General features: G+C 64.9%; 13 protein-coding genes. 4 read left to right on the forward strand and 9 right to left on the reverse strand.

The features are described from left to right. Positions 1 to 343 precede the first annotated feature (343 nt). Positions 344 to 1849 (reverse strand): methyl-accepting chemotaxis protein, encoded by a 1506-nt coding sequence (locus NW855_RS06430; protein WP_414508534.1) that lies wholly within the window; start codon positions 1847 to 1849, stop codon positions 344 to 346. 108 nt (positions 1850 to 1957) lie between these two features. On the opposite strand from NW855_RS06430, the gene NW855_RS06435 reads away from it, so the two are divergent. Continuing rightward, positions 1958 to 2899, forward strand: a complete 942-nt coding sequence (locus tag NW855_RS06435) for a S66 peptidase family protein (protein WP_414508535.1) — start codon at positions 1958 to 1960, stop codon at positions 2897 to 2899. Between the two features lie 11 nt (positions 2900 to 2910). On the opposite strand, the gene NW855_RS06440 is transcribed toward NW855_RS06435, so the two are convergent. Further along, a complete protein-coding gene (locus NW855_RS06440; protein ID WP_414508536.1) occupies positions 2911 to 3696 on the reverse strand; it encodes a hypothetical protein in 786 nt (261 codons plus the stop codon). A 448-nt stretch (positions 3697 to 4144) separates the two neighbouring features. Here NW855_RS06440 and NW855_RS06445 point away from each other — a divergent pair, with 448 nt between their 5' ends. Continuing rightward, a complete protein-coding gene (locus NW855_RS06445; RefSeq protein ID WP_414508537.1) occupies positions 4145 to 4972 on the forward strand; it encodes a tetratricopeptide repeat protein in 828 nt (275 codons plus the stop codon). A gap of 6 nt (positions 4973 to 4978) precedes the next feature. On the opposite strand, the gene NW855_RS06450 is transcribed toward NW855_RS06445, so the two are convergent. The 5 genes from NW855_RS06450 to NW855_RS06470 all read right to left on the reverse strand — a co-directional run bounded on the left by NW855_RS06450 (position 4979) and on the right by NW855_RS06470 (position 10874). Continuing rightward, a complete protein-coding gene (locus NW855_RS06450) occupies positions 4979 to 5755 on the reverse strand; it encodes a Uma2 family endonuclease (RefSeq protein WP_414508538.1) in 777 nt (258 codons plus the stop codon). Between the two features lie 15 nt (positions 5756 to 5770). After that, on the reverse strand, positions 5771 to 7057 hold the full coding sequence (locus NW855_RS06455) for a dihydroorotase (protein ID WP_414508539.1): 1287 nt from the start codon (positions 7055 to 7057) through the stop codon (positions 5771 to 5773). A 129-nt stretch (positions 7058 to 7186) separates the two neighbouring features. After that, on the reverse strand, positions 7187 to 8023 hold the full coding sequence (gene folP, locus NW855_RS06460; RefSeq protein WP_414508540.1) for a dihydropteroate synthase: 837 nt from the start codon (positions 8021 to 8023) through the stop codon (positions 7187 to 7189). A 46-nt stretch (positions 8024 to 8069) separates the two neighbouring features. Further along, positions 8070 to 8828, reverse strand: coding sequence for a tetratricopeptide repeat protein (locus NW855_RS06465; RefSeq protein ID WP_414508541.1), 759 nt, complete (start codon positions 8826 to 8828; stop codon positions 8070 to 8072). Positions 8829 to 8900: 72 nt separating this feature from the next. Next, positions 8901 to 10874 (reverse strand): diguanylate cyclase, encoded by a 1974-nt coding sequence (locus NW855_RS06470; protein ID WP_414508542.1) that lies wholly within the window; start codon positions 10872 to 10874, stop codon positions 8901 to 8903. 181 nt (positions 10875 to 11055) lie between these two features. Here NW855_RS06470 and NW855_RS06475 point away from each other — a divergent pair, with 181 nt between their 5' ends. Both NW855_RS06475 and NW855_RS06480 read left to right on the forward strand, forming a co-directional pair. Further along, positions 11056 to 13116, forward strand: coding sequence for an ATP-binding protein (locus NW855_RS06475; protein WP_414508543.1), 2061 nt, complete (start codon positions 11056 to 11058; stop codon positions 13114 to 13116). A gap of 48 nt (positions 13117 to 13164) precedes the next feature. Next, positions 13165 to 13350, forward strand: coding sequence for a DUF2892 domain-containing protein (locus tag NW855_RS06480; RefSeq protein ID WP_414508544.1), 186 nt, complete (start codon positions 13165 to 13167; stop codon positions 13348 to 13350). Positions 13351 to 13491: 141 nt separating this feature from the next. Here the strand turns inward: NW855_RS06480 and NW855_RS06485 are convergent, their stop codons facing one another. Together NW855_RS06485 and NW855_RS06490 are read right to left on the reverse strand one after the other, a co-directional pair. Continuing rightward, the gene (locus NW855_RS06485) at positions 13492 to 14457 is read right to left on the reverse strand and encodes an electron transfer flavoprotein subunit alpha/FixB family protein (protein WP_414508545.1); all 966 of its coding nucleotides are present in this window, start codon (positions 14455 to 14457) and stop codon (positions 13492 to 13494) included. Positions 14458 to 14469: 12 nt separating this feature from the next. Beyond that, entirely contained in the window at positions 14470 to 15219 is a 750-nt protein-coding gene (locus NW855_RS06490) for an electron transfer flavoprotein subunit beta/FixA family protein (RefSeq protein ID WP_414508546.1), read from the reverse strand. Between the last annotated feature and the right edge of the window lie 108 nt (positions 15220 to 15327).

Here is a 15327-nt window from a genome sequence, read left to right on the forward strand (position 1 = left end):
GGAGTGCGGAAGCGAAGCTTCCGCCCGACGCTGAAGCTGACGCTTCAGCACTCCATAGGGTCGGCGCACTGCGTGGGAGAGGGGTTAGGGATGAGGGCAAAACAGCACGCGCCCGCCCGCACGCAGGCGAGGGGGATATGGAGTGCGGAAGCGAAGCTTCCGCCCGACGCTGAAGCTGACGCTTCAGCACTCCAAAGAGGGGACTCGTGCAGATTTCGCGCGTGCTGAAGCGAACACAACGGCTTATGGAGTGCGGAAGCGGAGCTTCCGCCCGACGCTGAAGCTGACGCTTCAGCACTCCAAAGGGGGCATGGGGCGCGGCTCCCGCGCCCCGAGTTGGTTCCTACGCCGCGCGGGTGGTGGTGTGCATCTCGCGGCGCTGGAACGCACTCAGCGCGTGATTGAGCCGCTCGGCGATTTGGTAAAGCTCGTTCGCCCAGCGGGCGACCTCCTGCGCCTGCGCGGCAAGCTCTTGGCTGGACGCGCTGACCTCTTGCGCAGCGGCGCTGGTCTGCTCGCCCGAGCTGGCGACCTCGTCCATCGCGACGCGCACCTGCTCCGCGCTTTGCGCCATCTGGCGCGCCACGCTGCGGTACTGCTCGACAATCGCGCTCACCTCGCGCACGGCGGTGACCAGCTCCTGCTCGAACTGCTGGGTGGACTGCTCCATCGCGCCGACCGCCTCGCCGACCACCTGTCGGATTTGGTTCACGAGTTGCCCGACATCTTTGGCGGACTGCGCGGAGCGTTCGGCGAGTTGTTGCACCTCTTTGGCGACGACGGCGAAGCCGCGTCCCGCCTCGCCCGCGCGCGCGGCTTCAATCGCGGCGTTGAGCGCGAGCAGGTGCGTCTGAAACGCGATTTGGTTGACCACTTCGATCATCTCGCCGATGCGCTGCGAATGCTCGCCCATCGCGCGTACCTTGTCGGCGGTCGTGCGGATTTTGCCGCCCACTTGGTCGATGACCTGCGTGGCGCGTTGCACGGCTTGCGCCTGCTCCTCAACGCCGCGCGAGACGGTCTGCACGCCCTCGCTTAAGGTGCGCGTTGACTCGGCGGCGTGGTGAATCTGCGTCGCTTGGTGCGTCGTCGCGCGCGCCACCTGCTCAATCGCGGAGGCAATTTGATTTACTGCCAGCTGCGTCTGGTCGGTCGTCTCCTTGAGATTCGAGGACGCCTGCAGAATCTCGCCACTGGCATCGAGCGAGGAGTTAATCGCATCGGCGAACAGGCGACGGATGTCGCCAAGATACTCTGTCAGGTCTTGGCTCTGCGATTGTACACGTACTGTGCTGGTGTCCAATCCGAAATCTTGCAGCAGCATCACAATAAACGAGTCGACGACCGCCTGAATGTCGTAGTAGAACACCCGCAGCACGGCTTGGAACAGGTCGCGACCCTCATCTGCTGGGATATGCTCGGACTCGCGGATGTAGCGCGCTAACAGGTCTGTGTGCAGTCCGTAGCTGCCAAGGTACCACTTCATCGGCAGGTCGATGACATTATGTGTGTAGCCGATGCGCAGCCGTCTGGCGAAAAAGTCCATCCCGAAGTCGCCGCCGCGTTGCGCCTCGCGGAAGATGTCCAGTAGGTAGTTCGCCTGTGCGTTCTCCAGCGCTACCCGCAACTGGGCGAGGGAGACGCCTTTTTTATGCGCATAGCGTTCGAAAAAGGCGCGCGTCTCAGGGAAGTCGAACTGGAAGTCGTAGAACTCACGGGCGTAGGCGGGGGCGATTTGCTCTGCCCAGCCAGCGTACTTGCGCAAAAGCTCCGCCTCGTGTTGACTGAGGCGCAGAAACTGCTTGCGCTGCCTTAAGTTCTGCTCGTTGATGTGCAACTGCTCCGCCAAGTTTGCGTGAATATGCATCTCCTTCTGCCTCCTGCGCTAATTATTGGTAGACGGGCGCGTTTTTTAGAGGGGCAGGATTCTCTCGCTGGGGGGCGTATCCGAACCGCTATGGAGTTGCTCCGACCGAAGGCGATTGAACCTGGCATGACGCTGGGGGTGGTCTCGCCCTCCAGCGCGATCGAGGCGGAGGACTTGGAGAAAGGGCTGGAACCGTTTTACCAGCGCGGCTACAAGATTGTGCTGGGCGAGTATGCGCTGGCGCGGCGGGGCTACTTAGCAGGCACGGACGAGCAGCGCGCCCACGACTTGATGGCGATGTTCGCTCGCGACGATGTGGACGCTGTGCTGTGTTCGCGTGGGGGCTACGGCGCAGCGCGGCTCATCCCGTATTTAGACCCTGCGGTGTTTCGCAACCACCCGAAGCTGCTCATCGGCTACAGCGACATCACCGTGTTGCATCTGTGGCTGCTGCGGCAGGTGGGGCTGGTCGGGCTGTACGCGCCGATGCCCATCACGATGACGCGCCCCATCCCCGACCACGCGATGGAGGTGTTCTGGCGCGCGCTGGAGGTTCCCGAACCGCTGGGCGAGCTGCCCCCTTGGAACGCGCCCTACCGCACGATTGTGCCGGGCAAGGCGCAGGGGCGCATCACGGGCGGCTGCCTCTGCCTGATGGCGGACTCCATCGGCACGCCCTACGAACTGGACACGCGCGACGCGATTGTGATTATCGAAGATGTCGACGAGCCGCCCTATCGCCTCGATGCGATGCTGAACCACCTTGCGCTGGCGGGCAAGTGGGCGGTCTGTCGCGGAATCGCCTTCAGCGAGGACACCCGTTGGGAACAACATGTCAAGGAGGGCGAGCGGACACTCACGCCCGACGAGATACTGGACGACTACTTCGGCGGGTTGCCGCAGCCGTCGATGGCGGGCTTCCCGTTCGGGCACATCAAAGACCCGCTCACGCTGCCCTATGGCGTGCTGGCGGAGCTGGACAGCGTGCGCGGGACACTCACGATTCTGGAGTCGGCGACGGTGCGGCGGTGATGGTCTCACACTTAGTACAAAAACACCACCGCCAGCCGTTCCAGGAAGCCGCCGACGGCGTTCTCGCGAAGTAGGCGTTCGGCGTCGGCGGAGTCGAGGATGATCTCGTTGCGCCCCACGCCTTGCACACGAATCGCGCGTATCCAGAGCGGGTTCTCGCCGATGCGCGCACGCAGATTAGGGTGCTGGAGTTCGGCTTCGGTGCGCGCCCAGCCTGCCAGCCCGTACTCGATGACCACTTCGGGCGCTATCTCGAGGTTGCCCCAGAGTGTGTTGCCGTAGGCGTCGCGCAGGCGCGGCGACATACTGGGCTGCAGCCCCAGTCCGCGCGCGTCGATAACCACGCCCGTGTAGCCCATCGGGATGCGCGGTGCATGGCGCGTCGGGGGCGTTCCAACGGGCGTCGGCTTCGGCAAGGCAGGCTGTCGCTCTGGCTGGGGGAGCGCACCTGCCCCGCTGGGCGGCGTCCAGCGCATGCGCACCTCGTACATATCGCCCCGATCGCGCTCGGCGACGATCCGCGCGCCCCGCAGCACGCCCTTCGTGTGGACGACGATGTCCTCGTCTATACGCTGATTGCTCTTGCGCCGTGTGGCAGTGACCTGCACGCCGTACAACTGCTCCACCAACTGCTGCTGGGCGTCCAGAATCGCCGCCTGACGCGCCTGCATACGCGCGTGCGCACGCGACTCGGCGCGGGCAGGATACGGCGCGACGCCCACCACCTCAATTGCCTCGCTGGGCAAGTAGTTCAGCGTCCAATCCGCCGAAACGCCGACGCGCTCGGCGGATGCCAACCGACGCTCAGGCGGCGCGGCATGGGCAACGGACGGCTTCGGCTTCGGCGGGCCGAACGGCTTCGGCTTCGGCGGGGCGGACGGCTTCGGCTTCGGCGGGCCGAACGGCTTCGGCTTCGGCGGGGCGGACGGCGTCGCGGGGAGGGACTCCTCCACACGCTCAGCCGCAGGGGGCGACTTGCGCTCCGCACGCTTGGGCGTCGCGTGCGCCATAGGCACAACAGACGCTGCAACCAGCCCTAACACTCCACATACGAGTAGACCACGCGCCCAAATGCAAGTGATTCGCATACTGCACCTCCTTGTGAAAAGTTCTCCTGCAGCAGCAGGTACACATATGGACGCCTGTGAACGCATGCGGTTTCTGTTGCCCGACACTAAGTGAGACGCAACGCCCGTCCTGCCGATAATTGACCCCGTGCAAGTGGGTACGCTGATAGGCGCGGTAGTGGTTGCCCTATGCGCCGTAGTGAGCGGCGCGCTGGTACGGGTCGCCACGCCCTACCACACGCAGCGCGCGGAGACGCTGGACGCACTGACCGTGTACGACAAAAAGGCGCTGGCGTCGGTGATGGGCGAGTTTCGCGGCAGCGTCGCCAGCTACCTGTGGGCGAAGACCGACGAGTATACGCACGGGGGCGTGCGCCTGCGCCCGATGACCGAGCGCGAGAAACAGCACGGCACGGCGCACGCCGCCAGCAGCGCGGACGGACTGCACGACCACCACGACGAAACGGGCGTCATCCCCGAACCCGAACGCGACCCGCGCTGGCTCTGGGGCGACATTGAGCGAAATGTGAAGCCCTACTTCGATGTGCGCCACCACTTCCACCGCCCCGTGCGCGAGGTGCTGCCCCTGTACCGCTTCATGACTTGGATTGACCCGACCTTTGTGCCCGGCTACCTCGTAGGCGCGCAGATGATTCTGTTCGACAACTCCAAAAACCTCCCGCAGGCGTTGGCGTTTCTGGAAGAGGGTGCACGCAACAGCCCCAAAAGCATCGCCATCTTCACCGAGCTGGGACGCTACCACCTGCTCTACACCGAGCGGTACGACCTGAGCGAGCGGTATCTGCTGCGGGCGGTGGAGAACGGCGCGGACTGGACGCCGAGCAATCCGTTCGAGCGGGAGGGGCTGCTGTACGCCTACCGCTGGCTTGCCTTGAGAGCCTACAAGCTCGGCGAATTGGGCAGGATGCGCACTTGGGCGTGGCGCGGACTGCAACGCTTCCCCGACGACGGCGTGCTGCAAATGCTGATGGAGAAGCGGGAGTAAGCGACGCTACTCCAGCGTGTCAGGGTCAATCCCCAGTTCACGCAGCCGTTGCGCCAATCGCTCGGCGCGGCGCTGCTCTTGTCGTGCGAGCCGTTCCTCGCGTTCCGCGCGCCGTTGCGCCTCCAGCATCTGCTGACGGAACCGCTCTGCCATCTGACGCTCGCGCTCGGCGCGCCGTTCCGCAAGCTCCGCCATACGCGCCAACGCCTCAAAAGTGATGAACGCGCTGCCATCAGGACGGCTCAAGCCTGGGTTCTCTTTGAACCCCTTGCCGAACACGATCCCCAGCAGCGGGCTGCGCCAGCCCTCCATCTGACGCACGCGCGTCAACCGACGCCCCCGACGCACCCAACCCTGCCACAGCCCCGTGTCAGGGTCATACACATAATACTCCTGCACCCCATACCGCGCATAAAACCGACGCTTCGCATTCATCGCCGCCGTGCGATTGCCCGGCGACAGCACCTCAAACACCACCTGCGGCGCAACGCCGCCCTCCTCCCACTGCTTGTAGGAGCCGCGATGCCCTTTGGGGCGTCCGAGCGCGACCAGCACATCGGGCGCGACGCGAATGCGCGGGTTGCCCTCCACAGGGTACCACAGCAAGTCCATCGCGACGAACACATTCGGGTCGTCGGCGAAGATGGCGCGCAGATTGTTGTAGATAATCGTCATCGCGTCTGCTTGCAGGGTGTTGTCTGCCATCGGTTTGCCGTCCGAGTCAGGGTAGATGATTTCGGTCGGTTGTTGTTTTGCGGCGATTGTCGCCATACGCATCACCATGCGCAGTATACCCGATTAGTCCCCGCGATGCACCAACGCGCCGCCGACGAAGGTATAGCGCGCCTTGCCCGTCAGTGCCCAGCCCTCGAACGGCGTGTTGCGGCTGCGCGAGCGGAACTGCGTTGCGTCCACCCGCCAGCGCAGGTCGGGATCAATCACTACCACATCGGCGGGCGCGCCGAGTTGCAGTGTGCCCGCAGGCAACCCCATCAGTCGCGCGGGCGCGGTACTCATCAGGTTCACCAGTTGCAGCGGCTCCAGCGGCTGGGGCAACTGGCGGTTCCAGTGCAGGATGCATCCCAGCGCGGTCTCCAGCCCGACAATCCCGAACGGCGCGCTGGGGAACGGCTGCGCTTTCTCGAACGGCGCGTGCGGCGCGTGGTCGGTCGCGATGCAGTCGATGACGCCCTCCAGCACGCCGTGCGTGAGCGCGTCGCGGTCGGCGTCCGTGCGCAACGGCGGGTTCATCTTCGCGTCGGTATCGAAGCCTGCGCACGCCTCGTCGGTCAGCAGCAGGTGGTGCGGGGCGACTTCGGTTGTTAGGCGCACGCCCAGCCCCTTGAAAAACCGCACGAGCGCGACGCCCACCGCCGTCGAGAGGTGCTGCACATGCAGGTGGCAGCCTGTCTCGTGCGCCAGCAGCGCGTTGCGAGCAATCTGCACGGTCTCGGCGGAGGTAGGCGCGCCCTTCAGCCCCAACCGCGCGCTGACCGTCCCCGCGTGCATGCTCGCGCCGTCGCTGAGCGACTTGTCCTCGCAGTGCGTCACCACAGGCAGCCCGTAGGCGGCGCAGCCGAGCATCGCGCGGCGCATCACCTCGGCAGACTGCACGGGGAAAGCATCGTCGGAGCAGGCGACCGCGCCCGCCTGCTTGAGCGCGTGATAGTCGCACGGCGTCTCGCCCCGCATACCCTGCGTGAGCGCGGCGACCACATAGACCCTGCAGGGCGACTCGCGTTCGGCGCGAGCGTAAATCTCGCGCACGAGCGCTGGGCTGTCCAACGGCGGCTCGGTGTTAGGCATACAGCAGACGCTGGTGAACCCGCCTGCGACCGCCGCCGCGCCGCCCGTCTGCAGCGTCTCCTTGTAGCTTTGCCCCAAGCCGCGCAGATGCACATGGATGTCCACCAGCCCTGGCGCGACCCAGCAGCCCGTGCAGTCAATCACCGTCTCGCCTGCGTCGGGCGCGAGCGCGTCGCCCCATTCAGCGATGCGCCCCTCGCGCAGCCGCAGGTCGCCCCGCACATCCAGCGACTGCGACGGGTCGAGCAGGCGTCCGTTCCTCAGCAGGTAGCGATTCATAGCCGTTTATACCAATCGCGCGTCTAAAATTCCCCCCTCCTTTAGGTTCCCCCCGCTTCGCGAGGGGAACCAAGCCGCGCGCCCGTTCGGTTCCCCCTGCTTGCAGGGGGAACCTTACGGAGGGGGTCATCAATTGCTCTCATTTTTGCGAACTTGGGCGGTGTGGACTGTTGTTAGTGTTTCCTCACGCACGAGCGCGTCGGCAATCCGCACGGTGCGCACGGCAGCCTGCACATCATGCACGCGCACGATGTCCGCGCCCCACGCGACGGCGAGCGCGAGCGTCGCCAGTGTGCCCTCCAGCCGCTCTTCAGGGGGCAGCCCGCCCAGCAGATGCCCGATAAACGACTTACGCGAAGTGCCTATCAAGATAGGGTAGCCCAGCGACTTGAGCGTCGGCAGATGGCGCAGCAGTTGCAGGTTGTGCTGCACGGTCTTGCCGAAGCCGATGCCAGGGTCCAGCCAGATGTTCTCGCGTGGGATGCCTGCTTGCTCGGCGCGTTGGGCGTGGGCGCGGAGCGCGTCGCGCACTTCGGCGACCACATCGGTGTAGTGGGGGCTAAGTTGCATGGTGCGCGGCGTGCCTTGAATGTGCATCAGCACGACCAGCGCGCCTGCCTGCGCTGCGACCTCCGCCATGCGCGGGTCGAAGGTCATCCCGCTGATGTCGTTGACGATGCACGCGCCGGCATGCAGCGCAAGTTCGGCGACGCGGCTTTTGGTCGTGTCGATGGAGATAATCGCTTGCGGATAGCGCGCGGCGATGGCTTCGATCACGGGGACGGTGCGGCGCAGCTCCTCGTCTTCGGGCACGGGTTCCGCGCCAGGTCGGGTCGATTCGCCGCCGATGTCGAGGATGTCCGCGCCTTCGGCGAGCATCTGTTCGGCGCGTGCGAGGGCGCGCTCGAACGCCGCGTACCTGCCGCCGTCGTAGAAGCTGTCGGGCGTGGTGTTCAGCACGCCCATCACCAGCGTGCGCGCGCCGAGCGCGTGGCGAACGGGCTGCAGTCGCTCAGCTATAGCCTGCATTGTGGCGGAGGGGGCGCGGCATCTCGCGCAAGAGCGTGTCGGGCAGCGCCTCCAGCACCTCTTCGCCGACGCGACTGAAGATGAAGCCGCGCTCGCGCGCCGCGTCTTTCGGGTCGCGGATGAACTTCACCCAGAACAGCGCGTCCTCCATCAGCAGGCACATCAGCTGGCGAATCTGCAGCCTGTCAAGCCGTTGCAGTTCGAGGGTCGCCCAGACCGTGATTCCACGCGGGGCGTGCGCTTCAAAGGCGAGCCATTCGTAGTCGCGGACGGCTTCCCCGCGCCGTCCGAGGTTGTCCAGCAGGCGTGCGCGGCGCAGGCGGTAGTGCGCGGCGTAAGGCTGCAGGTTCACCAGTCGGTTCGCCGCCTGTAGGGCGCGCGGGTAGTCCATCGCGTGCCAGTGGGCGTCCAGCAGCAGTTCCAGCGGGGTGGGGTGCTCGGGCATTTCGCTGAGCCAGCGTTCGCACTCGGCGACGGCTTCGGCAAGGCGTCCGCTCTCGATGAGCAGCTCGATGAGCCGTTCTCGAGCCACTACGGAGTCGGGCTGGCATTGAAGTGCGGCTCGGATGGCGTCGATGGCGTCGCGCCAGTTCTCTTGCATGCGGCACACCTCCGCAAGGCGCAGGTAGCATTCCAAGGGCGCGTCGCCCGCCTGCACGGCGCGTCGCAGCACCCGCGCCGCTTGTTTTAGCCGTCCGCGCTGTAGATACTCCTCGGCTTGTTGCAGGGTCGTGGGTTTCATCACGCGCTCTCCACTTTCGCCCAGCACAGTGCCTATATTATAATCCGTCGGCGGTGCGGGCGACTTCAGTATTTATACGATATTTTCGCTGGCGACGACCCGATTCCTGCCACTTCGCTTGGCGGTTTCGAGCGCTTCATCCGCCTTTTCCAGTAATTCGACGGGGTTCTGCGTGCTGTCGGGGTAGGCGGCGACGCCGATGCTCAGCGTAATTCGGAAGCGCGGCGCGCCCATCGTGTCCAAAAAGTGCGTCTCGCGCACGGCGTGCAAGACCCGATTCGCGGCAGCGACGCCCCCCTGCAAATTCGTGGAGGGCATCAGCACCACGAACTCGTCGCCCCCGTAGCGGGCAATCAGCTCCGTGTTGCGCAGCGTATGGCGCAGCACATCCGCCAGCTGCACCAGCAGGTAGTCGCCCTCCAGATGCCCGTAGGTGTCGTTCACCTGCTTGAAGCCGTCCAAGTCGATGAGCATCATCGCCAGCGGGTGGTGGTAGCGTCGGCAGAGGTTCACCTCCTCCCGATACCGCTCTTGGAAGTGGCGGTAGTTATATAGCCCCGTCAGCCCGTCCGTCACGGCGAGCCGTTCCAAGTCGCTCAGCAGCAGGGCGCGCTCCAGCACGCTGGTCAGCTGGAACGCCAGCGTCTGGAGCAGTTCGAGGTCTACCTCATGGAATGCGGGCAGCTCCGTGCGACCGAGCGCAATCAGCCCTTGGATGCGCACGCCGCCGCGCAGGGGGGCTATCATCAAACTGGTGGCGGGCGCGAACGCCTGTGCCTGCTCGTGGTTGGCGTCGTAGAGGCACGCCTGCGCGGGCAGCTCGGCTTGGCTCAGGCTCGGCAACGCCGTGTGCAGCGGGGGCATCGCCCCCTCTTGTGCCACGAGTTCCAACTGCTTGTCGCTACACAGCAGCAGCTGGGCATGCTCATACGGCAGCACCAACTTGAGTACGGCAAGCGCACGCTGGGGCAGGGCGCGCGGGCTCTCGACGCTGAACAGCAGGTTCTCCAAGTCGTACAGTGTCTGGGTCTCCGCAAGGCGCACGCTCATCAGGCGCATCTGGTCGATTAGCGTCACCAGCGCGGTGAGGTGCGGCGCAAGTGCGCGGACGCGGGCGCGCGTTTCGGGACTGAACCCGCTTGCTGCGCGCGCCGTGAGCGCGACCACGCCCAGAATACGCCCCTCGCCCATCAGGGGAACAACGATTGCGTCGGCGCGCTCGGCAGATTCCTGATGCGCCTCCGTCAATCGCTCGATTCCCAGAACAGCCGCACGAACATGGTTGACCAGCGGCTGGATACTGGGCTGTTTTTGAAACGGGCGCACGGGCGTGGTGAACGCGGTTTTCTCAAGTTTGGCGAGTGCGCCTGTGGCGCACGCGGCTTGCACCACCGCGCCCGTTTCGTCGGTGAGGTAGATTGCCGCGCCTGATGCGCCGAACCGCGCCCGCAGCCGTTCGAGCAGCGCGTGCAACAGCGATTCTGGCTCCCGCGCCTGCTGCAGCGCGTGCAGCAACTCAGCGGTGTCCTGTAAGGCGGTCAGGTGTTCCTCCAGCCGATGGTAGTGGTGCGCCAGCTCGCGATAGCTCTCACGCACGCGCCGTTCGGCGGCTTCGCTCTGTTCGACGGCGCGCGCCGCTTCGTCCAGCAGTGCCAACTGCTCAGACTGAATGCGCCGTTGCCAGAGCCAGCCCAGCGCGCCGCCCAGCCCTGCCAGCCCGCCTACCCAACTCAGGGTCGTTGCATCGGTAGGCAACGCGCCTATGCGGAGCCAGTCGGTTAGGTACACTGCTGCGCCGCCCAACACGCCGCCCAACCACGCGCCCGCCGCGCCCGAACGATACAGCGCGTACACCAGCGGCAACACGAACAGCCAATAGGCGATTGCCGTGCCTCCCACCACCCACAGCAGCCCCCCAACCAGCGCGTAATCTGCAAGCAACGCTACACCCGTTGCCGCAAGCGTGCGCCCGCGACGCTCCCACAGGCTCACCGCCAGCGCGCCCAACACGAACGCGCCGAACCCCCACCATGCTGTGTCGGGCACTCCACGCGCCCAAAGCACGCTCCCCAGATACACTGCCCCAGCAAGCCGTAGCGCCCACACGATAGATCCCGCCGTTATAATTAAAGTATACCACTGCTGACAGCGCAAGTATGGATATACTCCCATGCACTTGCGTCCGCGAATCCGTCGGGTATAATCCCACATATAGCGGGTGATCATCATGCAGACCCAATCGTTAGCAGCGGTACAGACGAACGGCGCGCCGCCGACCAGTCGTCAGGTCATCGGGCGCGTGGTGGCGACCGAGCGGCAGCCCAACACCGCCTACGAGTTCCACTTCTGGGCGACCGAAGACGCCTCGCTGGGCATCGGCGCGCTGGTCAAGGTAGACGCAGGCGCACGCAAAGTATGGGGCGTCATCACCGAAGGCTACACCTACAACGATGTGCCCAACCCATTAGCGGACTACCTGGGCTTCGACGGCAACCCCCTCATGCCTATGCCCACCGTGCGCACCGAGATCCGCCTCTACCGCGCGGCAGTGTTGCGCCACTACCCTGAGCAGCCTGTGCAGCCCCCCCCGATTGCGCCCGTCTATCTGGCGACCGAAGCCGATGTGCATTACGCCTTGCGCATCGATGAAATCCCCCCCGCGCGGCGCATCCCTGTCGGCGTCTACGAAAGCGGCGAAACGCTCGTGCCCATCTATCTGGATGCCGACTTTCTGCTGGGACCCGAAGCGGGACACCTGAATGTCACGGGCACGAGTGGACTCGCCGCCAAAACGAGCGCAATTCAGTTCCTGCTGACCGCCATCTTCCAGAAGGCGCACAAAAGCGTAGCGGTTGTGTGCTTCAATGTCAAAGGGGGCGACCTGCTGTTTATTGACCACGCGCCACTGCACACCCTGAGCGAACACGACCTGAAGGTTTACCAGGCGGTGGGCATTCAGCCGAAGCCGTTCCCGCATGTGGAATACTACGCGCCCTACAAGCCTGACCGCATGAACCTCGCCACCTTACGCACGCACCCCAACCTGCGCCACAATGTGCGCCCACTCCTGTGGGGCATGAAAGAGGTGATGCGCTATGTGGAGGTGCTGCTCAACAAAGACGATGTGGACGCCAAAGCGGACGCCTTTTTGCAGTTTTTGCGCCAGCGCGTGATTGACCCCGAGGTGTTCGAGTTCGAGGGCGAAGAGGCGGAGATTCTGCAGGCGCGCAACCTGCCCACTCAGCTCAAGGTGCGCAGCTTCACCGACCTCGTACAGTGGTTCGAACTCGTGCTGAAGTACCTGGAGGCGAAAAACCAAAAACAGTGGCGCAGCTTCGCGGTGGAGACCATCCGCAAAATCCAGAACCGCTTGGTGAACCTGACGACGCGCTTTGCGGGGCTGGTCGGCGAGTGCGAGAAGCCTTCCGATCTGCCGTGGGGCGAGTTCCAAGACCGCACGGTGTATGTGATCGATGTGGCGAACATGTCGGCGGAGGCGCAGGATTTGATTTTCACGCGCATCATCGCCGAGCTGCGCGAGCGGATGGAACAGCGCGACTTAGGCGTCGATTCGGTGGTCGTGGTGGTGGACGAGCTGAACCAGTACGCGCCGAACACCAATCGCGAGACCTATGTGATGCGCACGCTGCGCGACATCTGCGCGCGCGGGCGGTATCTGGGGCTGGTGCTGTTCGGGGCGCAGCAGTTCCGCTCGCAGGTTGACCGCCAAGTGGTGGGCAACTGTTCAACCGCGCTGTACGGGCGCATCGAGATGGAGGAGCTGGCGCAGCCGGGGTACGCGATTTTCGGCGACGCGGCGAAAGAGAAGCTCGGCGCGCTTGCGCCTGGCGAGATGCTGGTGCGCCACCCGTACTTCAACCAGCCGATTTTCGTGCGCTTCCCGCGCCCTGCGCTCATGCGCGGGCAGGACGGTCTGAAAACCTACCCCCCCGCGCCCGACCTGCCCCTCGAAGACGCCGTGTGGCAGCACCTGCGCCAGCTGAACCCTAAGTTGCAGCGCAACGCCGTCGCTGACCTGATTGCCCGCACCTGCAACGGCAACGGCAAGCCGAACCGCGACGCTGTAATCGGCGCGATGCACAAGGTGCTGGTCAACCCACCCGCGCCTGATGAGGTGCTGCGCGCGTTCGAACGCGCCCTGCCCACCGTCATCCACCCGCACCGCGTGGAGTCGAGCGCGCTCCCCGACGACACGCAGCCACCTGTAGACGCACCGCTCGGCTTGCTCGACGACGATGACGACGAACCCGATCCGTTCCGCTTCTGAAACCATGCGTGTGGCAGTTGCGTAGAATAGCGTAGGAGGTGCAACACCATGCAACCGAATGTTGGCGGTATTGACCGCGTGCTGCGGATTGTGCTGGGCGCGGCGATTATCGGCTGGGGCGTGTACGCCCAGAACTGGCTGGGGCTGATTGGCGTCCCGCTGCTGCTGTCGGGGCTTGTAGGGCAGTGCTTCCTCTACAAGCTCATCGGCGTCTCCACCTGCAAGGTGAAGTAGCGTCCGCCCCGCTCCTGCAGGTTCCCACGCTTCGCGAGGGGAACCGCGCACGGATTCGGTTCCCCCTGCGAGCAGGGGGAACCTTAAGGAGGGGGTCTTCAGTCTTGCTGGTTATCGTAAACTTTGCCCACGCGATAGGTATTATTGTCCCTTATTGTTTTTCAGCAGTTCCGTCAGTTCGGGCACTACTTGGTAGAGGTCTGCCACCAGCCCGTAGTCGGCTACCTGAAAGATGGGCGCTTCAGGGTCGGTGTTGATGGCGACGATGACCTTAGAGTCCTTCATGCCCGCCAGGTGTTGCACGGAGCCAGAGACGGCGACGGCGATGTAGAGTTCGGGCGCGACGGTCTTGCCCGTTTGCCCCACTTGGAGTTCGTTGGGCGCAATGCCCGCATCGACAGCCGCGCGGGTTGCGCCGACCGCGCCGCCGAGCGCGTCCGCCAGCCCGCCGATGTATTTTTCGAAGGTCTCTGGGTCTTTGAGGGGGCGTCCGCCAGAGACGACCACGCGGGCTTGGGTTAGGTCAGGTCGTCCGCCGCCGCCACCCTGCAGGCGCACCCACTCGGAACGGGTCGGGATGTCGGCGGGGGCTTCAGCGGTTTGCACGGGCGAGTCCGCGCCTTTCGGCTCAGGTTTGCCCCACGCGGGTCCGCGCACGGTCATCACAACGGGGCTGCCCTCCACTTCGAATGTGCCGATGAGGTTCGCCGAGTAGATGGGGCGTTTGGCGACCAGTTTGCCGTCGGTTTGTTCCAGCGCGATGATGTCGCTGAGCATCGGCGCGTCCAGCAGTCCTGCGACGCGCGCCAGCACATCGCGGCTGAAGGTGGTGGTCGTGGCGACGATGGCGTCCGCGCCGAGTTGTCGCGCGTAGTGGGCGACTACAGGCGCGTACCGCTCTGCCAGCGGCTTCGCCAGCGCAGGGTGGTTCACGGTCAGCACCGCCTGCGCGCCGTAGCCCGTAAGCGTCTCGATGCACTGCAGGTTGTCGCCGATTGCCAAGATGGTGAACGCATCGGGCGACTTCTGCTGTGCGAAAGCAATCGCGGGCAGGCTCTTTTCCGAGACGCGCCCGCCGTCCGTTTCTGCCAGCACCAGAATCTTCATGGCTTTGCCTCCTTAGATGACGCGCGCCTCCTCGCGCAGCAGGCGCACCAGTTCGTGGACATCGCTCACGCGCTTGCCCGCCTTGCGTGCAGGTGGGGCTTCCACTTGGGTCAGGCGCACGCGCGCACGCGGCTGCACGCCCAAATCGGCGGGGGTCAGCGTCTCCAGCGGCTTGCTGCGGGCGCGCACGATGCCGGTCAAGGCGACATAGCGCGGCTCGTTCAGGCGCAAGTCCGCCGTGATAATCGCGGGCAGCGGCACTCGGACGGTCTCGATGCCGTTGTCCGTCTCGCGCTCTACAGTCGCCGTGCCGTTCTCGACCGTGATTTTCGACGCGAAGGTCGCCTGTGGCAGGTCTAACATCGCCGCCAGCATCTGCCCCACTTGGTTCTCGTCCATATCGATGGCTTGCTTGCCCATCAGCATCAAGTTCGGCTGCTCGCGCTGGTAGACGGCGGCGAGGATTTTGGCGACGCTGGGCGCGTCGAGGGGATCGTTGGTCTGCACGAGGATCGCGCGGTCTGCGCCCATTGCCAGCGCGGTGCGCAACTGCTCCTGCGCCTCGGCGCTGCCGATGGACACGGCGACCACTTCAGTCGCCTTGCCCGCCTCCTTGAGGCGTATCGCTTCCTCTAACGCAATCTCATCGAACGGGTTGACCGCCATCTGCAGTCCGTCGCGGTTGATGTCGGTTCCCGATGCGTTCGGGCTAATCTTCGCATACGGGTCAGGCACACGCTTCACGGAAACTAATATCTTCATCGATAACTTGCCTCCTCGTGCAAGAGTATACCCCAGCCGCGCGGAATTTGACTCGTTGTTCGAAAAACGCTGTGGGGCGTCTGGTAGCAGGAACCGTCGCCGATTCGC

The organism is Synechococcus sp. RC10B2, from assembly GCF_047502635.1.